We start from the raw sequence: 17,654 nt of genomic DNA, 5'->3' as shown, positions 1-17,654 counted from the left end.
TTTGGCCCCTCCCATTCTGAAACTCGACGACATCTTCCTGAGCTTCGGCGGCGCACCGCTGCTGGCGGGCGCTTCGCTGCAGGTCGAGCCCGGCGACAAGATCTGTCTCGTTGGGCGTAACGGCTCTGGCAAATCGACACTCCTGAAGATTGCCGCCGGCCTGGTCGAGGCGCAGTCCGGCGAGGTCTTCCGCCATCCGTCTTCGACGGTGCGCTATCTCGAACAAGCCCCGGACTTTGCCGGCTTCCGCACCGTGCAGGCCTATGCCGAGGCCGGGCTGGGACCGGGCGACGACCACTATCGCGTCACCTATCTTCTGTCGCATCTCGGCCTGACCGGCGAAGAAGATCCGAACACCCTTTCCGGCGGTGAAGCGCGCCGGGCCGCCCTTGCCCGCGTGCTGGCCCCGGAACCGGATATTCTCCTGCTCGACGAGCCGACCAATCATCTCGACCTTCCCACAATCGAATGGCTGGAAGGCGAGCTGCAGAAGACCCGCAGCGCCCTGGTGCTGATTTCGCACGACCGTCGTTTCCTCGAAAAAGTCTCGACGGCAACCGTCTGGCTCGACCGCGGCGCCTCGCGCCGGCTCGACAGGGGCTTCGCGCATTTCGAGGCATGGCGCGACCAAGTGCTGGAGGCCGAAGAGCTGGAACAGCACAAGCTCGGCAAGGCGATCGAGCGCGAAGAACACTGGCTGCGCTACGGTGTGACGGCCCGGCGCAAACGCAACATGCGCCGCCTCGGCGAGCTGCAGACGATGCGTTCGCAATATCGCGGCCATAAGGGACCGCAAGGCACGGTGCAGGCGACGGTTTCGGACGCGCAGGAATCCGGCAAGCTGGTGATCGAGGCCGAGAAGATCACCAAGAGCTTCGGCGACCGGGCCATCGTCACGCCGTTCTCGATCCGCGTACATCGCGGCGATTGCATCGGTCTCGTCGGACCGAACGGTGCCGGCAAGACGACGCTCCTGAAAATGCTGACCGGCCAGCTTTCGCCGGATAGCGGCACAGTGAAACTCGGCACCAACCTGGAGATCGCCACCCTCGACCAGAAACGCGAGGACCTGAACCCCGAGGATACGCTTGCAAACTACCTGACGGACGGGCGTGGCGAGAACCTGCTCGTCAACGGCGAACAGCGCCATGTCACCGGCTACATGAAGGAATTCCTGTTCCAGCCGGAACAGGCGCGCACGCCGATCAAAAGCCTCTCCGGCGGCGAACGCGCCCGCCTGATGCTGGCACGCATCCTGGCGCGCCCGGCAAACCTCCTGATCCTCGACGAACCAACCAACGATCTCGACATCGAGACGCTCGACCTCCTGCAGGAAATCGTCGCCGGCTTTCCCGGCACCGTCATTCTCGTCAGCCACGATCGCGATTTCCTCGACCGCACCGTGACCTCGACGATCGCGCCCGCCGTAGCGGATGCGCCCGACGGCCGATGGATCGAATATGCCGGCGGCTACACGGACATGCTGGCGCAGCGCAAAGGCGCGCTCGAAGAGCGCCGGAAGGCCGAGAAGACGGCGGAGAAGCCGAAGACGCAGGAGATAACAGCTTCCGGCGGAGGCTCGAAGGGCAAGCTTTCGTTCAAGCAGAAATTCGCGCTGGAAAATCTGCCGAAGGAGATGGCCAAAGCCGAGGCCGAGCTCGCCAAGCGCGAACTTGTCATGGCCGATCCCGGTCTCTTCACGCGTGACCCCGCCGCCTTCAATCGGCTTGCAAGCGAGATGGAAAAGCTGCGCGCCGGCCTGTCCAAGATGGAAGAGGAATGGTTGGAGCTCGAAATGCTGCGCGAAGAGCTCGAAGGCTAAGACTCTCGCACTCAGCCGCTCGCGTCACGCTGCAGGTAAAACTCCTGCTGATGGGGAGGTCTTAAAGCGCCGGCGCGGGGACGACGGCTGCGCCCGCACTGGCGCTGGCGCCGGTGGTCTGGGCGACCTGCTGCTGCGGCTCTTCGGATCTCGAAGGCAGAGCCTGCAGATGCAGCACCCGCGGCTGCAGCGCCTCCAGATAGGTTTCAGAGCGGCCGATATAGATCATGCCGGCTTCGGGTATCGAAGTCAGCACGCTGCACATCGTTTCCTGCCATTCCGGCTCCATGCCCTCGAGCACTTCGTCGAAGATGATCCAGCGCGGGCGCACCAGCAGCAGGCGCGCGAAGCCGATCGCCTTCTGTTCATCGCCGTCGAGCAACTTGTCCCAGCGGGCGCGGGTATCGAGCCTTGCGATCAGAGAGTGCAGGCCGGCCTTTTCAAGGGCCGCCTCGACGGCAGCCTGCTCGTAGGCATCGGGGCTTTCGGGGAAGGCAAGCGCCTCGCGCAGAGTGCCGCCCGGAATATAGGCAATCTGCGGAACGAACAGCATGTCGTCGATCGGCGGCAGACCCATCGTGCCGCTGCCGCACGGCCAGAGCCCGGCCAAGGCCTGGAACAGCAGTTTGCGGTTGACGCTATGATCGCCGTTGATCATGATTTTTTCGCCGGCCTTGATCACGATATCGGCTTCACGCAGGCGAAAACCGCCGCATTCCTCGATGTCTTCGCCGATTTTGGCATTGATCACCACATCCTTCAGCGTCAGCTTGTCGGGGGTGGTGTTTTCATAGGCGATGCTGCCCTTCACGCCAAAGTCCTCGTCCATGTCGAGCAGCGCCTGGCGGAAGTCGGTGACGCGCATCAGCGTGGCACGCCATTCGGCGATCGGGCCGAAATTGGCGACATACCAGCGCAACGCCGTATTAACCTGGTTGAAGGCGCCGACCGACATCATCAGCTGCCCGAGGGTGAGGCCGCCGGAAAAATAAGCGGGTGCGGCAACGATAATGGGGATAACGATCACGAGCCAGCCGTAGCCGGCCGAAACCCAGGTGAGATTGGTATTGGCCATGGCGAGCCGCTTGACCACCCTCAGCACCGAACTGATGTCGGTGTTGATGCGCCGGCGTTCATTCTCTTCGCCGCGAGCGACGGTGATTGCCGGCATGTTCTCATTGGCATGCATCAGCGTGAAACGAAGCTCGGCCTCCTTCGAGAACCGGTCGGCATTGAGTTTCACCAACTTGCGGCCGACGACCTGACTCAGCACCGAGGCGGAGGCGGCATAAAAAATCGCTGCCCAGACCATGTAGCCTGGAATGGAGAAGCTGTGGCCGCTGATGTGGAAGACGAAGCCGCTCGACAGCTCCCAGAGCACGCCGATGAAGCTCACCAGAAGAATGGTTGACTGTAAGAGGCCGAGAACGAGCCCTGTCGTGCTTTCGGCGAGGTTACGGGAATCCTCGTGCAGGCGCTGGTCGGGATTGACGCCGATCAGGCCGCTCGAGGCGAGCCGCAGCGCCCGCTTGCGCTTCAGCCATTGATTGACGAGATCGCGCGACAGGCCCTCGCGCATATAGAGCGCGGTCATCTGGTTCAGCCAGGCCTGCAGCACGTTGAGCAGCAGCAGCGTGCCGGCGATCATCGCAAAGATTTCGAGCTGGTGGAAGAATTCGCCGAGATCGCGGCGCTCGAGCGAATCATAGAAGGGGGCGTTCCACTCGTTCAGAATGACCTGGCCATAAGCTGTCAGAAGGATGACGAGGATCAGCACTGTTGCCAGAAACAGCACCTTGCCACGCACTTCAGAATTCCAGAATGCCGAGAACATTACTCCGAGGCGATATGTCAGGCTGAAGTCGTAACCAACCTTATCCTGCCTCCTGGTGCCCGGCCTCCCCTCGATCTTATCTGCCATCATGCTTTTCCAACACCGCCCATACTGTCATTATTAACATGGTGGCGTTACCGGTCTATCAACAGATTTTATCAGTCATTAAACTGTGATGATTCTTGGCGCTCCGCTCCTGCATGCATTCGGAGTTGATTCGCGGCTCAACTGGGACTAATTAAGGCACTCCGTGGTGATTTGGCCGGCCGGCTTGCAGCCACGTTAAAAAAGTCGCTAAAGGGCCGCGTGCGGACCGGTAGCGATTTTTTCGCCGCCGGTTTTTTATTTTCGATCGAGTTGACCGCAAATGCCCATCAAGATCCCCGATACGCTGCCCGCTTTCGAAACCCTGGTTCAGGAAGGTGTGCGGGTGATGACCGAGACGATGGCGATCCGTCAGGATATAAGACCGTTGCAAATCGGCCTGCTCAACCTGATGCCCAACAAGATCAAGACCGAACTGCAGATGGCCCGTCTCGTCGGCGCTTCGCCGCTGCAGGTGGAGCTGTCGCTCATCCGCATCGGCGGCCACAAGGCGAAGAACACATCCGAAGATCACCTGCTCGCCTTCTACCAGACCTGGGAAGAGGTGAAGCAGCGCAAGTTCGACGGCTTCATCATCACCGGAGCGCCGATCGAGCTTCTGCCCTACGAGGACGTTACCTATTGGGCAGAGATGCAGGAGATCTTTAATTGGACCGAGACCAACGTCCATTCGACGATGAACGTCTGCTGGGGCGCGATGGCGGCGATCTATCACTTCCACGGCGTTCCGAAATATGAGCTGAAGGAAAAGGCCTTTGGCGTCTACCGGCACCGGAACCTGAAGCCTTCCTCCATCTATCTGAACGGCTTTTCCGACAATTTCGAGGTCCCGGTGTCGCGGTGGACCGAGGTGCGCCGCGAAGATATCGAGAAATCCGCAAGCCTGGAAATCCTGATGGAATCCAGCGAGATGGGCGTATGCCTCGTGCACGAGAAGAGGGGCCGGCGGCTCTACATGTTCAACCACGTCGAATATGATTCCACCTCGCTTTCGGATGAGTATTTCCGCGATGTGGATGCCGGCGTGCCGATCAAGATGCCGCATAATTACTTCCCGCATAATGATCCGACGCTTGCGCCGCAGAACCGCTGGCGCAGCCATGCGCACCTCTTGTTCGGTAACTGGATCAATGAGATTTACCAGACGACGCCCTATGACGTCGAAGAGATCGGCATGGATCTGTAACGGAATTTCTTTCTGACCTGCCCGGTTGCGGTTTGAAGCAAATGCGGGCAGGTTCCGGTCCGAACCCTTAAGGAACGGACGGTCGATCATGTCGGATAAGTTGGAACGGGAAGCGTTTGGGCAGACGAAGGCGGGCGAGACTGTCTATCGCGTCGTTATCAAGGGCGGCGGCCTGACGGCCAAGATCATCACCTGGGGTGCCGTCATCCAGGATCTGCGCCTTGCAGGCCATGAAGCGCCGCTGCAGCTCGGCTTCGAGGATTTCGATAGCTATCCCCTCTACTCGGCCTATTTCGGCGCGACGCCCGGCCGCTGCGCCAATCGCATCGGCGGCGGCAGGTTCACGCTCGACGGCAAGGATTATCAGCTTGAGCGGAACGAAAACGGCGTGACGCATTTGCATGGCGGCAGCGACAACATCGGCAAGCGCAACTGGACGATCGTCGAGCATGACGTCGACCGGCTGGTGATGAAGATCGTCGATCCCGACGGCCGCGCCGGCTACCCCGGCAATTGCACCATCCAGGCGACGTTCCGGGTGCATGGCAACGGCGAGCTGTCGATCACCTACGAATCAACAAGCGACCAGCCGACGCTCGCCAATGTCTGCCAGCACGCCTATTTCAATCTCGACGGCCGCGACGATGCGCTGGCCCACGACATCATGATCGCCGCCGATCACTATTTGCCGACCGACGAAAAGCAGGTGCCGACCGGCGAAATCCGGCCCGTTGCCGGCACTGAATTCGATTTCCGCGAGATGGCTCCGATGAAGCGTTTCGTCGGCAATGAACAGGCATTGTACGACCATAATTTCTGCCTGTCTCGAGAACGCACCGCCAAGCGGACCGTGGCGCTCGCCCGCAGCCTCTATTCCGGCGTGTCGCTCGAAGTGCGCAGCACCGAGCCGGGCGTGCAGTTCTATGCCGGCTTCAAGCTCAATACAGGTGCTCCCGGCCTCGGCGGGCGCAAATACGGCCCGTTCGCCGGCTTCTGCCTGGAAACGCAGGTCTGGCCGGATGCCATCAATCACGAAGGCTTTCCGAATGCGGTCCTGCGCCCCGGCGAAGTGCTGCGCCAGGAGACGGACTACATCTTCACCAAGAACTGAGCATTCTAGAGACGCACGGCTGTCAAATTTGACCGTTATAAACCCTCTTCGGTTTGCCGGAGAGGGTTTTTTTATGCCTTGTCCGATTCAGACTTGCCGATTGGTTCTATATAGGTTCTATTGTCTGCCCATGGATAGAACCAGTCTAGTAGCTGAACTCAATAGACGCGGCCTGCGCGACGAAGCGTTGGCCGGGCCGCTCTACAAGCGGCTGGCGCAGGCGCTGACCAGCCTCATTCAGGAGGGCTTGCTGAAGGCCGGCACGGCGCTGCCGGGCGAGCGCGACCTTGCCGAGGCTCTCAAGCTTGGCCGCGTCACCGTGCGCACTGCCTATCGCGACCTCATGGCGGCGGGCGCACTGGAATCGCGCCACGGAAGCGGTACTTTCGTATCGGGTAAGGTGGAGCGCATGGAACAGTCGCTCTGGCGGCTTTCCTCCTTCTCCGCCGACATGCGCTCGCGCGGGCGTCTGCCGGCCGCGCGCATCTTGTCGCGCGAGGTCAACACGCCGTCTCCGGAGGAATCCTTTCTGCTCGGCCTCGGCGCCGGCGAACCGGTTCTGAGACTCGACCGTCTGCGCCTCGCCGACGGCCTGCCGCTGGCGATCGAGCGCGCCGTCGTGCCGGTCAAGTTTCTGGGGGAGAACGCCGGCGGCGAGGGATCGCTCTATGATGCGCTGGCGGCGAATGGCCACCGACCGGTGCGTGCGCTGCAGCGGCTGACCGCCGTCACGCTCGATGCGTCCTATGCCGCGATGCTGAACGTCAAGGCAGGCGCACCGGCGCTTCTGATCGAACGTGTCTCGCGCCTGGAAGACCAGCGCGTCGTCGAATATACCCGCTCGCACTACCGCGGCGATGCCTATGATTTCGTTGCCGAATTGAGAATTGGAGATGACCATGAGTGAGAACCAGTCGCTGATGCTGCAGGAAGCCGGCCAGTCGCCGGAGGTGGTGGCCACGCTTCTCGAAAAGGAAAAACCGGTCTTTGCGGAAATCGCCCGGCTGTTTTCGTCCGCCCGCCCGAGCGTGGTGACCACGGCGGCGCGCGGCTCCTCGGACCACGCCGCCACCTTCTTCAAATATCTCTTCGAGATCACCTGCGGCGTACCGGTCGCATCGGTCGGCCCGTCGATCGCTTCCGTCTACGGCGCTGCCCTCCATCTGAAGGGCGGTGTGCACTTCACTGTTTCGCAGTCGGGGGCCAGCCCTGACATCGTGGCTTTGCAGGAGGCGGCGAAGAAGGGTGGGGCGACGACCATCGCCGTCGTCAACGTCACCGACAGCCCGCTTGCCAAACAGGCCGATATCGTTCTCGGTCTTAACGCCGGCGCGGAAAAAAGCGTGGCGGCGACCAAATCCTTCATTGCCTCCGTCGCCGCCCTTTCCGGCGTGACGGCCGCGATCGGCGGCGCGTCCGGCCTGCAGGCAGCGCTTCAAAAACTGCCGGAGGCGCTTTCGGCGACCGCAGGTATCGAAACGGCGGCGGTCGAGGAGGTGCTGTTCCATGCGACCTCGCTCTATACGGCCGGCCGCGGCCCGGCGTTTGCGATCGCGCTAGAAGCGGCACTGAAGGCGAAGGAAACCTCCGGCCTGCATGCCGAGGCCTTTTCGCTAGCGGAACTGATGCACGGTCCGATGCGCCTGGTGCAGCCCGGCTTTCCGATCGTCGCCTTCGCGCCTGACGATGCGGCCTTCGCCAATAACGGCCAGGCGCTGGAGCGGCTGCAGAAGCTCGGCGCCACCACCGTCGGTTTTTCGGCACAGCCGCTTCCCGGCATCAATCTGCGCGTGCCGACGACGGGCAATGGCCTGATCGATCCGCTGGTGTCGCTGCTCGTCTACTACCGGCTGATCGAATCGGTGACGCGCCGCAAGGGCTTCGATCCCGACCGGCCAGCGAACCTGCTCAAGGTGACGGAGACGATCTGATGGTCCGCAAGATCTTCGTCGGCGCCCGCATCTTTGACGGCGAGCGCTTCCATGACGACAAGGCGCTCATCGTTGCCGACGGCCGCGTCGAAGCGATCATCGCGGTAAACGACCTGCCCGATGGCGAGACGGTCGCTCTTGCGGGCGGCATCCTGTCGGCCGGCTTCATCGATGCGCAAGTCAATGGCGGTGGCGGCCGAATGTTGAACGATGAGCCTTCCCCAGCGTCGATGGATATCATCGCCAGCGGGCATCGGCCTTACGGCACGACGTCGCTGCTGCCGACCTTGATCACCGACACATCCGAGGCGACCAGTGCCGCTATCGAAGCGGCGAAGGAGGCTGTGAAAGAAAACCGCGGCGTCGCCGGCCTGCATCTCGAAGGCCCGCATCTGGCGCCAGCCCGCAAGGGCGCTCATTTGGCCGAGCTGATGCGGCCGGTGGAGGATAGTGACATCAAGGCCTTCATCCGGGCACGTGAGTCAATCGGCACGCTGCTCGTCACCATCGCCGCCGAGCAGGTGACGGTCGCCCAGGTGCGCGAGCTTGCCGAAGCCGGCGTCACCGTCAGCATCGGCCATTCCGATTGTTCCAGCGAGGCGGCGGAGGAACGGTTCGATGCCGGAGCGCGCGGGGTCACGCATCTCTTCAACGCGATGAGCCAGATGGGCCACCGTGCTCCGGGCCTGGTCGGCGCGGCCATCGATCATCCCGCATCCTGGTGCGGCATCATTGCCGACGGCCATCACGTCGATCCGAAGGCCCTGCGCACGGCGCTGCGCGCCAAGCGCGGCGAAGGCAAGCTGTTCTTCGTCACCGACGCGATGTCGCTTGTCGGCTCGCAACAGGACTCGTTCACGCTGAACGGACGCACCGTTCGGCGCGAAAGGGGCGGCTTCTGCTCGAAGCTCGTGCTTTCCGACGGGACGCTCGCCGGCTCCGACGTCGATATGATCTCGGCGATCCGCTACGGCGTCACCTATCTCGACCTGACGCTCGCCGAGGCCTTGCGTATGGCGACCCTCTATCCCGCGCGTTTCCTGAGGCTTGCCGATCGTGGCCATCTCTCGCCGGGCGCGCGCGCCGATCTCGTACATCTGACAGATGCGCTTACTGTCACCGCCACCTGGCTTGCCGGCGAGGCAGCCTGAACGCAAGGAGAAGCGGGATGACTGACATTACCGATGCCTATTTCTCCAACCTGATCGGCCGGCTGGAGACGTTGAGGCAGGCGCTCGCCGAACCGATGGCGCAGGCCGCGGCGGTCATCCTCGATGCCGCCCGCGACGACAAGCGCGTCTATGTGTTCGGCACCGGCCATTCGCACATGCTGGCGGAAGAGGTGCACTACCGCGCCGGCGGGCTCGCCTTCACCGTGCCGGTGCTTGTCGGCTCCGCCATGCTGCATGAGGGCGCCGTCATCAGTTCGGTCTATGAGCGCACACAGGGCCTTGTGCGGCCGATGCTGGAGCGTTACGGCATGCAGCCGGGCGACGTTATCATCATCGCCTCCAATTCGGGTGTGAACGCCGCGCCGATCGAGGCGGCCGACTATGCGCGCGACATCGGCGCAAAGGTCATCGCCATCACGTCGATCGCCTATTCCTCGGCGATCGCCAATGGTCGCCGCCGGCTCGCCGACGTTGCCGACGTGGTGCTCGACAACGGATTGCCGCCGGGTGACGCCGTTGTCGATCTCGAAGGAACAGGACTTCGGGTCGGACCGGTTTCGACGGCGGTCGGGGTGACCATCATCAATGCGATCTTTGCCGAAGTTGCCTCGGAGCTTTCGAAATGCGGCGATGCTCCGGTTTATCTCAGCGCCAACATGCCGGGTGCAGCCGAGATCAACCAGAAGCTCGTCAAGAGATACCGGCCGCGCAACCCGCATCTGTGAGATCGAGGATAAATGCCTGCTGATGTCGCAGGCACGATTCGTGACGCGATCAAGCGGCAAGAATAGAGCTGACCATGCGGGCTGTCCGCGGCGCCAGCGTAAAGCCGATATGCCCGTGTCCAAAAGCAAACACGACGTCCCTTCCACCTCTTGAAGGCCGGATGACGGGAACGGAATCGGGCATGGAAGGGCGAAAGCCCATCCAGCTCCGGCTTGGTTCACCAAGCGTCGGGAAAATCCTGCGGGCGTTTGCCAACAACACTTCGAGGCGCCTTGGGTTCGAAGGCGCGGTGAGGCCTCCGAGTTCCACGGTGCCAGCGACGCGCAGTCGGCCACGCATCGGGCAAAAGTAAAATCCATGATGCGTCGGACACACCGGTCGTTCCACCGGCGGTGTTTCCATATCGAATTCCAGATGATAGCCACGCTCGGTGTCCAGGGGTATGCGCTCTCCGAGCTGCAGAGCCAGACCGCGGGAATGAGCGCCGGCGGCGATCACCGCGGCTCGCGCGCGAATGCTGTGGGCTGAAGCCATCATCCTCACCCCGTTCCGCTCCCGCGAAATCGATATCACGGAGTCCCGGACGAACTCGACGCCCGCTTGTATGGCGGCGGCTTCCATCACGCTCATGACCTCGCCAGGATCGGCGAAGTTTATCGCTTTCGGAAAGAAAAGCCCGCCGCCGTGGGCCTGCGGCAGCCGAGGCTCCAGGCTATGAACTTCATCGGGGGTGAGAAGCTGCTGCGCGATCCCGTAGTTTCGGCGAAGCTCGACATCCGAAGCGGCCGCCTTGAAGGCCTCGGTCGTTTGGTAGAGATAGAGGCATCCTTTCGCGCTCAAGAGAGCGGACGCGCCGATCTCTGCTGCAAGCTCGAGCCATTCGGATGAAGCGTCGGACAGAAGGTCGGCGATGCGGCTCGCATTGTCTCTGTATCTGTGAGGGAGGGATTCGTAGGCAAAACGCATGAGCCAAGGAAACAGCGTGGGCAACGCCGCCTTGCGGATGGATAGCGGGCTGTCAGAATTGAGCAGCAGCGAGGCCAGATTTTTGAGGACGGAGGGCGTGCCGACGGGGATGATTGCATAATCGGCGATCGTTCCGGCATTGCCGTAAGATGCGCCCGAGCCGGGTTTATTGGGTTCGATCACCACGACATCGTGACCGTCGCCTCGCAGCCGCAGCGCGGTTGCAACGCCGATCACGCCGCCGCCGATGACGGCGATATCTGTTGTGAGCTTGTTCATCAGATATGGATTTACCTTAGAGAAACGAGGCCTGATGCAAACCGGACTCTGCCACGGCGCCATGGGCCGGCCGAGCGGTTCAGGTCAATCAAGGCTAGCCTGGGGAAGCGTAGCGCGCGACGTAGGCAGCCGTGCGTGCTTCCCTTGGACTGTCAAGCACATCTCCGGCGGTTCCCTGCTCGATGATAAGACCACCGTCGATGAACACGACCCAGTCCGATACCTCCTTCGCAAAGGGCAGCTCGTGGGTGACCAGGATCATGGTCATGCCGTCGGCGGCCAATTCCCGCATGACGCGGAGCACTTCGCCCGTCGATTCGGGGTCGAGCGCCGACGTCGGCTCGTCGAACAGCAACACCGTCGGTTCCAGCGCTAGAGCCCGTGCGATCGCCACACGCTGCTGCTCGCCGCCCGACATCTGTTCGGGATAGGCCATCGCCCGTTTGGGAAGGCCCACTCTCGTCAGTAGTTTCACGGCCCGTTCCACAGCCTCTTTCTCGCCGATCCCGGCTGCGTGCATCTGAGCGAGAACGACGTTCTCGACGGCCGTCAGATGCGGGAACAGATTGAAGCGCTGAAACACCATGCCGACGCGCTGCCGAAGCTTCGCAAGGTTGCGGCAGGTCACCTGGCCGTCGGCGAAGATCGTTTCATCGCCGACGGTGATCGTTCCCTCATCGGGACGCTCAAGCAGATTGACGCAGCGCATGAGGGTGGTCTTTCCTCCGCCGCTCTGGCCAATGATACTTATGATTTTGCCGGCAGGAACCTCGAGATCGACGCGGTCGAGCACCAGGCGCCCATCGAAAGACTTGCGCAATCCGCTAATTTTGACGGCGGGGCGACCGGCAGGCTGGTTTGACACGAAGACGGTTTTGGCAGGAGTGGTCGTCATGGGTCAGACTCTCCCCTCGGCGAGATAGGTTCTGGCTAATTTGAGCCGTCGCCTTCTGGCCAATGACAATGGCACGCCGGCATGGATCTTGCGCTCCAGCAGAAGCAGACATTGTGACACCGGGTAGCAGATGGCGAAATAGGCCGCGGAGATCACAAGATACACTTCAAGCGCCCGGAATGTTTCCGAGGCTATCAACTGTGCTTGCGTCATCAGTTCAGCAGCGGAGATCGTCACAAGCAGCGAGGTCGATTTGATCAAGTCGACGAACATCGTGTTCGTGCCGGGAAGCGCCAGCCGAACCGCCTGTGGCAGGACGACATGGCTGAATGTCTTGCCTCGCCCTAGCCCGAGAGCTTGAGACGCCTCTTGCTGGCCTTGGTGTACGCCGGCGATAGCTGCCCGAAAGATCTCGGACAGGTAGGCGGCGTAGAAGAGTACCAGGCTCAATACTCCAGCCTCAAAAACCTCCAGCCTGATGCCTACGGAGGGCAGGCCGAAGTAAGTGAGGAAGATGATCGCCAGGAGCGGTACGTTTTTAAAAAGCTCCGTATAGAAGGCCGCGGGAACGCGGACCAGCGGCAGCCGGTTGAGCCTCATCAACGCAAGTAGAAGACCAAGGATCGTCGCGCCGATGAAGCTGGCCACCGTATAGCCGAGGGTCTTGAGCAGACCCCCGGCAATGTTCCCGACGTAGTCATTCCAGGGAACCTGGAAGATATCGGTGAAGGATGACAACGCCGTCATGCTTTGATCTCACTTCGCGATGGAAGGCGGGTTCCAGTCGGCCGGTCGGTCGACGCCGCGCCGTTGGGCCGCCATCTTGGGCGACGGAACGAGGAACTGCTGGGGATCGCCGCCCCACTTTGTGATCAAAGCCGAAAGCGACCCATCTTTGTACATCTCGTCAATTTGATCGGAAACAGCCTTGGCAAGCTTCGGCGACTGCTTTGGAAGGTAGAATCCGGTCATGTAGGCTTGAAAATATTTGTAATCGGGATGCGTGGCCACCTGTTCGTCGGTCGGCGGCTTCAGATATTCGATGCGGACCTTCATGTCGGGACGCTGCTGCTGTTGGTAGGTGATCAGCAGTGGATCGAGAAAGCCGACGTCGAGGCGCCCGGCAGAAATATCCTGGAATACACCGTCGGCGCTCGGGAACGTATGGGGTGTGGCGTTAGGCACCTGCGCGATGGATTTCGCCCAGACATAGCCGGTGACGGTGCCGAGATTTTTGCCCTCCAGGTTCGCGACATCCGGAAAGCTCGCCGTGCCGCTTACGGCCATGGCCGGCGGCGAATAATACGGCGGGTCCGTGAACAAGCCGACTTTCTGGCGAGCGTCGGACCATGCGATTCCGCCGATGGTTATATCAGCCCGCTGCGTCTGGACGGAAGCCAGCATGCCGGGAAAGTCCGTGACGTTGATTTCGATCTTGAGGCCGAGCTTATCGGCTATGGCTGTCAGGATGTCACTGTCGAGCCCGACGAGCTTCCCATCCTTGACCGCCGTATAGGGCATGTAAGGCTGCACCGTAACGACGAGCGTGCCGGGCTTCATCAGCTCCAGATCGTCCGCATTGGCCGCAGGCGGCACGGCCGTCGCAAACAGCCCCAAACTCAAGATCGCCAATGCGATGATCCCATTGGCCTGCGATTTTTTAGTCAATTCAGCATGTTTCATTTGAACCCCTCTTTGTGGTTATATATTGCTGATATATTGAGAATATGCAGACACTATATGAAGTCAAGCAGATTCGTTGAGAGCCTTTTCTAGGCGGAACGGCCTCTAGCTATGCAGAAATGGACAGAGAGGAACACGCTGAATATGTCGGCATTCGAAGTGGATTACGAAGCGGCTGAAGCAACGCTGGCGGAGCGGACCTATATTCGGCTGCGCGACGACATCATTACGACAGCGCTTCCTCCGGGCACGCTTCTGCGGGAAGCCGACCTTATGAAACGCATGGAGGTCGGTCGCACCCCGGTCCGGGAGGCGCTTCAGCGTCTGCAATATGATGGTTTCGTTATCGTCAGCGCGCGCCGCGGCACGTTTGTCAGCAAGATCGATATCAACGATCTAACTGCGGTTTATGAGGCGCGGGCACGGATCGAATCCTGGGCGACCCGGCTAGCTGCGGAAAGGCTGCGCGAGTTCGAACGTCAAGAGGCGCGGCAGCTGATCGACGAGCTCAAACAGACAACCGGCCCGATGGCGCTGGAAGATATTCTTGCTCTCGATCGCCGGGTTCACCGCTTCATTTACAAAGTGGCGAAGAACTCTTTCCTGTTCGACACGCTGGATCACTACCACAATCTGTCGCTGAGAATTCTATATGTCGCGATGAAGCGGTTTCCGACGCTGGTGCCACGCCTTGAGGATGTCTTGCATGACCAGGTCCTTATGCTTGAGGCGGTATGTAGAGGTGACGCAGACGAGGCCGAAAAAATCGCGATGGCTCATGTCATGAGCTTCGAGGACGAGGTCCGGAAGGTAATCTGAATTTGGATTTTGAATTGGCAAATGCGCCGCCCGAAACGATCTGATGCTGGAAGTGGGTTTCGGATTCCACATTTCAGCGAGAGGCCGGAGCGAGCCGGCCTCCTGAAGGGATAAAAACCAGGATCAATCCTTGGCGCGTTCGACGTATGAATTGTCTTCCGTCGCGATGACGACGCGGGTGCCGGCATCGATATGCGGCGGAACCGAGGTGCGGATGCCGTTAGAGAGCATGGCCGGCTTGTAGGAAGAGGATGCCGTCTGGCCCTTAACAACCGGTTCCGTCTCGACGATCTCAAGCGTGACGTGGCGGGGCAGTTCGAGCGCCAGCGGAATGCCTTCGTGGATGGACAGGATGCAGGTCATGCCTTCCTGGAGATAGGCCTTCTGGTCGCCCATGGTTTCCGCGCTGACGACCACCTGGTCGTAGGTCGCCGGGTTCATGAAGTGGAAGCCTTCGCCGTCTTCATAAAGGTACTGGAAGTTGACGTCTTCGACGAATGCGCGCTCGACCTGTTCGGTGGTGCGCCAGCGTTCGGAGACCTTCACGCCGTCGACGATGCGGCGCATGTCGACCTGGGTGACCGGCGTGCCCTTGCCCGGATGAAAGTTCTGGGCGGTGAGAACGACGTAGAGCTTGCCGTCCACGTCGAGAACGTTGCCCTTGCGGACCGAAGAGGCGATGACCTTGACCATAAGACTTCCTTGTAACTCGGCTTTCGGCGTCGTAGAGGACTGTCGAGACGCCCCAAGACGCAAATGTTTTTCTTTGGGGGCGCAACTAACCTAAAATCCGGGAAATAGCCACCCCCATACCGGCTTCTCCGGCGAAGAAAGCTTGGAATGAACTTTTCGGCCAAAGCGTCTCCCTGGTGGACCCCGTCCGTGCATGCCGACCGCCGCCCGTTCCTGATCGGGCGCAATGCGATTCAGGCTGCGCTTCGCGGGTTTTTCGCGCGCGAGGATTTCATCGAGGTCGACACGGCGGTGCTGCAGGTCTCCCCCGGCAACGAAGCGCATCTGCATGCCTTCGCGACGCAAGCGATAACGACGGACGGTCAGGCGGCGCCGTTCTATCTGCACACCTCCCCGGAATTCGCCTGCAAGAAGCTGCTTGCTGCGGGCGAACAGCGCATCTCGTGTTTTGCCCATGTCTATCGCAATCGCGAGCGCGGGCCGTTGCACCATCCAGAATTCACCATGCTCGAATGGTATCGGGCCGGTGAAAGCTATGAGAGCCTGATGATGGATAGCGTGCGGATTCTGGCGCTCGCGGCCGAAACGGTGAAGACGGACAAGCTTTCCTATCGCGGCAGCGAAAGCGATCCCTTCGCCGGGCCGGAGCGGATCAGCGTCGCAGAAGCCTTGGATCGGCATGCCGGCATCGATCTTCTTGCCTCCGTTGCCGCCGACGGTTCGACCGATCGCGAGCATCTGGCGGCCGAACTCAGGCGCGTCGGCATGCGCGTCGCCGATGACGATGGCTGGGCTGATCTGTTCAGCCGGGTGCTGGTCGAAAAGATCGAGCCGCATCTTGGCTTCGGCCGTATCACCATTCTCGACGAATACCCGGTCTCGGAGGCCGCACTTGCGCGTCCCTCGGCGCGCGACCCCCGGGTTGCCGAACGCTTCGAGCTCTATGCCTGCGGCGTCGAGCTTGCCAATGGTTTCGGCGAACTCACCAACGCCGGCGAACAACGGCGGCGCTTCGAGATCGAAATGGCCGAGAAGGCGCGGATCTATGGTGAGACTTATCCGATCGATGAGGATTTTCTTGCCGCGCTGTCGCTGATGCCCGAGGCAAGCGGCATCGCGCTCGGCTTCGACCGGCTGGTGATGCTGGCCACAGGGGCGTCGCGGATCGACCAGGTGCTGTGGGCGCCGGTTGCGGAGTACGGAAGATGAATGCCGTCAAACAGATCAAGAGCGTCGACGATCTCGTGAAGGCGGGGCTTGCCGCGCCTGCCGACCGCGCAGCGCTCGAGGCGGTCGCCGCGCGTTACGCCATCGCGCTGACGCCTGCCGTCACCAGGCTGATCGATCACTCCGATCCCAGCGACCCGATCGGCCGGCAATTCGTGCCCGATGCGGCCGAACTCATTGTCGCGCCCGAAGAACGTGCCGATCCGATCGGCGATCACGCCCACAGCCCGGTCGAGGGCATTGTGCACCGTTACCCGGACCGGGTGCTGCTGAAGGCCGTGCATGTCTGCCCGGTCTATTGCCGTTTCTGCTTCCGCCGCGAAATGGTCGGGCCGCAGGGTCTCGGCACGCTCGATGCGGCGGCGATGGAGGCAGCCTTCGATTACATCGGGAGTCATCAGGAGATCTGGGAGGTCATCCTGACCGGCGGCGACCCGCTGGTGCTTTCACCGCGGCGACTCCGCGAGATCATGGAGGCGCTCGCTGATATTGCCCATGTGAAGATCGTGCGTTTCCATACGCGCGTCCCCGTCGTCGATCCGGAGAAAATCGATGCGGCGCTCATTGCCGCGCTGAAGGCAAGTGGCAAGACGATCTATGTGGCGCTGCACGCCAACCATGTCAGAGAGTTGACGATGGAAGCGCGGGCGGCCTGCGCGCGCTTGGTCGATGCCGGCATCGCGATGGTCAGCCAATCGGTGCTGCTCAAGGGTATCAACGACGACCCTGCGATTCTTGCCGAACTGATGAAGGCTTTCGTCGAAATCCGCGTCAAACCTTACTACCTCCATCATCCCGATCTGGCGCCCGGCACCAGCCATTTCAGACTGACGATCGACGAGGGGCAGAGGATCGTCGCGGCGCTGCGCGGACGGATTTCCGGCCTCTGCCAGCCGACTTACATTCTCGACATCCCGGGCGGCCATGGTAAAGCCGTTGTCAGCGGAAGCACTGTTCGGACGACGGGCGACGGGTGTTATTCCATCTCGGATTACCGCGGCGGCGAGCATTCCTATCCGCCGGCTGACTGACCCGAGGTCGCGCTTTTGCGTATCATATCTGTACTCGCCGCGTCGGAAGCCGCGTCGAGCATTTCCATTGAAATGATCTTAGCTCATTGATGTAAAATGAATATTCCTGCCGTCACCGGAAGGATCGTTAAAATCCTAACTATGAGGACCCATCATCTTTAACCCAACCTGTTA

The 17,654-nt window shown here is 61.2% G+C and carries 16 protein-coding genes and 1 riboswitch; of the genes, 10 read left to right on the top strand and 6 right to left on the bottom strand.

Going from position 1 to position 17,654, the window contains the following annotated elements:
- The first annotated feature begins 1 nt into the window (after position 1).
- Positions 2-1,822 (top strand): ABC-F family ATP-binding cassette domain-containing protein, encoded by a 1,821-nt coding sequence (locus ACQ7C1_RS23890; RefSeq protein WP_430960035.1) that lies wholly within the window; start codon positions 2-4, stop codon positions 1,820-1,822.
- Between the two features lie 61 nt (positions 1,823-1,883).
- On the opposite strand, the gene ACQ7C1_RS23885 is transcribed toward ACQ7C1_RS23890, so the two are convergent.
- Complete coding sequence (locus ACQ7C1_RS23885; RefSeq protein WP_430960070.1) at positions 1,884-3,743, bottom strand: ABC transporter ATP-binding protein/permease; 1,860 nt, start codon at positions 3,741-3,743, stop codon at positions 1,884-1,886.
- A gap of 153 nt (positions 3,744-3,896) precedes the next feature.
- Positions 3,897-3,974: riboswitch (SAM riboswitch) on the top strand.
- Positions 3,975-4,023: 49 nt separating this feature from the next.
- Between ACQ7C1_RS23885 and metA the strand changes: the two genes are divergently transcribed.
- From metA to ACQ7C1_RS23855, 6 genes are all read left to right on the top strand, one after another.
- The gene (metA, locus tag ACQ7C1_RS23880; protein WP_020922563.1) at positions 4,024-4,947 is read left to right on the top strand and encodes a homoserine O-acetyltransferase MetA; all 924 of its coding nucleotides are present in this window, start codon (positions 4,024-4,026) and stop codon (positions 4,945-4,947) included.
- An 88-nt stretch (positions 4,948-5,035) separates the two neighbouring features.
- A complete protein-coding gene (locus ACQ7C1_RS23875) occupies positions 5,036-6,058 on the top strand; it encodes an aldose epimerase family protein (RefSeq protein WP_430960034.1) in 1,023 nt (340 codons plus the stop codon).
- Positions 6,059-6,188: 130 nt separating this feature from the next.
- Entirely contained in the window at positions 6,189-6,965 is a 777-nt protein-coding gene (locus tag ACQ7C1_RS23870) for a GntR family transcriptional regulator (RefSeq protein WP_097598267.1), read from the top strand.
- Complete coding sequence (locus tag ACQ7C1_RS23865; RefSeq protein WP_430960033.1) at positions 6,958-7,989, top strand: SIS domain-containing protein; 1,032 nt, start codon at positions 6,958-6,960, stop codon at positions 7,987-7,989. The genes ACQ7C1_RS23870 and ACQ7C1_RS23865 overlap by 8 nt, the downstream gene beginning before the upstream one ends.
- Entirely contained in the window at positions 7,989-9,140 is a 1,152-nt protein-coding gene (gene nagA, locus ACQ7C1_RS23860; protein ID WP_085779830.1) for an N-acetylglucosamine-6-phosphate deacetylase, read from the top strand. The genes ACQ7C1_RS23865 and nagA overlap by 1 nt, the downstream gene beginning before the upstream one ends.
- 17 nt (positions 9,141-9,157) lie before the next feature.
- On the top strand, positions 9,158-9,886 hold the full coding sequence (locus tag ACQ7C1_RS23855) for an SIS domain-containing protein (RefSeq protein WP_430960032.1): 729 nt from the start codon (positions 9,158-9,160) through the stop codon (positions 9,884-9,886).
- A gap of 49 nt (positions 9,887-9,935) precedes the next feature.
- Here ACQ7C1_RS23855 and ACQ7C1_RS23850 read toward each other — a convergent pair whose 3' ends face one another.
- From ACQ7C1_RS23850 to ACQ7C1_RS23835, 4 genes are all read right to left on the bottom strand, one after another.
- Positions 9,936-11,132: an NAD(P)/FAD-dependent oxidoreductase gene (locus ACQ7C1_RS23850; protein ID WP_430960031.1), complete on the bottom strand. Its 1,197-nt coding sequence runs from the start codon at positions 11,130-11,132 to the stop codon at positions 9,936-9,938.
- A 94-nt stretch (positions 11,133-11,226) separates the two neighbouring features.
- Positions 11,227-12,027 carry an amino acid ABC transporter ATP-binding protein gene (locus ACQ7C1_RS23845; protein ID WP_430960030.1) on the bottom strand — a complete coding sequence of 267 codons (801 nt, stop codon included), beginning with the start codon at positions 12,025-12,027 and terminating at the stop codon, positions 11,227-11,229.
- Positions 12,028-12,030: 3 nt separating this feature from the next.
- Complete coding sequence (locus ACQ7C1_RS23840; protein ID WP_430960029.1) at positions 12,031-12,774, bottom strand: amino acid ABC transporter permease; 744 nt, start codon at positions 12,772-12,774, stop codon at positions 12,031-12,033.
- Between the two features lie 9 nt (positions 12,775-12,783).
- Complete coding sequence (locus ACQ7C1_RS23835) at positions 12,784-13,710, bottom strand: substrate-binding periplasmic protein (protein WP_430960028.1); 927 nt, start codon at positions 13,708-13,710, stop codon at positions 12,784-12,786.
- Positions 13,711-13,854: 144 nt separating this feature from the next.
- On the opposite strand from ACQ7C1_RS23835, the gene ACQ7C1_RS23830 reads away from it, so the two are divergent.
- The gene (locus ACQ7C1_RS23830; RefSeq protein WP_430960027.1) at positions 13,855-14,529 is read left to right on the top strand and encodes a GntR family transcriptional regulator; all 675 of its coding nucleotides are present in this window, start codon (positions 13,855-13,857) and stop codon (positions 14,527-14,529) included.
- Between the two features lie 123 nt (positions 14,530-14,652).
- Here the strand turns inward: ACQ7C1_RS23830 and efp are convergent, their stop codons facing one another.
- A complete protein-coding gene (efp, locus tag ACQ7C1_RS23825; RefSeq protein ID WP_064696465.1) occupies positions 14,653-15,222 on the bottom strand; it encodes an elongation factor P in 570 nt (189 codons plus the stop codon).
- A 147-nt stretch (positions 15,223-15,369) separates the two neighbouring features.
- Here efp and epmA point away from each other — a divergent pair, with 147 nt between their 5' ends.
- Together epmA and ACQ7C1_RS23815 are read left to right on the top strand one after the other, a co-directional pair.
- Positions 15,370-16,431: an EF-P lysine aminoacylase EpmA gene (gene epmA / locus ACQ7C1_RS23820; RefSeq protein ID WP_430960026.1), complete on the top strand. Its 1,062-nt coding sequence runs from the start codon at positions 15,370-15,372 to the stop codon at positions 16,429-16,431.
- A complete protein-coding gene (locus tag ACQ7C1_RS23815) occupies positions 16,428-17,480 on the top strand; it encodes a lysine-2,3-aminomutase-like protein (protein WP_430960025.1) in 1,053 nt (350 codons plus the stop codon). The genes epmA and ACQ7C1_RS23815 overlap by 4 nt, the downstream gene beginning before the upstream one ends.
- Positions 17,481-17,654: the final 174 nt, after the last annotated feature.

Origin of the sequence: Rhizobium sp. Nf11,1 (assembly GCF_050587665.1) — a bacterium.
In the GTDB taxonomy this organism is placed as follows: Bacteria; Pseudomonadota; Alphaproteobacteria; order Rhizobiales; family Rhizobiaceae; genus Rhizobium.
The sequence above is the reverse complement of the archived record's forward strand: the minus strand, read 5'-3'. Positions and strand labels throughout refer to the sequence as shown.

Excerpts from the sequence above, each read along its gene's own strand:
- ACQ7C1_RS23845 (WP_430960030.1), bottom strand. The coding sequence starts at position 12,027 with ATGACGACCACTCCTGCCAAAACCGTCTTCGTGTCAAACCAGCCTGCC.
- ACQ7C1_RS23840 (WP_430960029.1), bottom strand. The coding sequence starts at position 12,774 with ATGACGGCGTTGTCATCCTTCACCGATATCTTCCAGGTTCCCTGGAAT.
- nagA (WP_085779830.1), top strand. The coding sequence starts at position 7,989 with ATGGTCCGCAAGATCTTCGTCGGCGCCCGCATCTTTGACGGCGAGCGC.
- ACQ7C1_RS23870 (WP_097598267.1), top strand. The coding sequence starts at position 6,189 with ATGGATAGAACCAGTCTAGTAGCTGAACTCAATAGACGCGGCCTGCGC.
- ACQ7C1_RS23830 (WP_430960027.1), top strand. The coding sequence starts at position 13,855 with ATGTCGGCATTCGAAGTGGATTACGAAGCGGCTGAAGCAACGCTGGCG.
- epmA (WP_430960026.1), top strand. The coding sequence starts at position 15,370 with ATGAACTTTTCGGCCAAAGCGTCTCCCTGGTGGACCCCGTCCGTGCAT.
- ACQ7C1_RS23875 (WP_430960034.1), top strand. The coding sequence starts at position 5,036 with ATGTCGGATAAGTTGGAACGGGAAGCGTTTGGGCAGACGAAGGCGGGC.
- ACQ7C1_RS23865 (WP_430960033.1), top strand. The coding sequence starts at position 6,958 with ATGAGTGAGAACCAGTCGCTGATGCTGCAGGAAGCCGGCCAGTCGCCG.
- ACQ7C1_RS23885 (WP_430960070.1), bottom strand. The coding sequence starts at position 3,743 with ATGGCAGATAAGATCGAGGGGAGGCCGGGCACCAGGAGGCAGGATAAG.
- ACQ7C1_RS23835 (WP_430960028.1), bottom strand. The coding sequence starts at position 13,710 with ATGAAACATGCTGAATTGACTAAAAAATCGCAGGCCAATGGGATCATC.
- ACQ7C1_RS23855 (WP_430960032.1), top strand. The coding sequence starts at position 9,158 with ATGACTGACATTACCGATGCCTATTTCTCCAACCTGATCGGCCGGCTG.
- efp (WP_064696465.1), bottom strand. The coding sequence starts at position 15,222 with ATGGTCAAGGTCATCGCCTCTTCGGTCCGCAAGGGCAACGTTCTCGAC.
- ACQ7C1_RS23850 (WP_430960031.1), bottom strand. The coding sequence starts at position 11,132 with ATGAACAAGCTCACAACAGATATCGCCGTCATCGGCGGCGGCGTGATC.
- ACQ7C1_RS23815 (WP_430960025.1), top strand. The coding sequence starts at position 16,428 with ATGAATGCCGTCAAACAGATCAAGAGCGTCGACGATCTCGTGAAGGCG.
- metA (WP_020922563.1), top strand. The coding sequence starts at position 4,024 with ATGCCCATCAAGATCCCCGATACGCTGCCCGCTTTCGAAACCCTGGTT.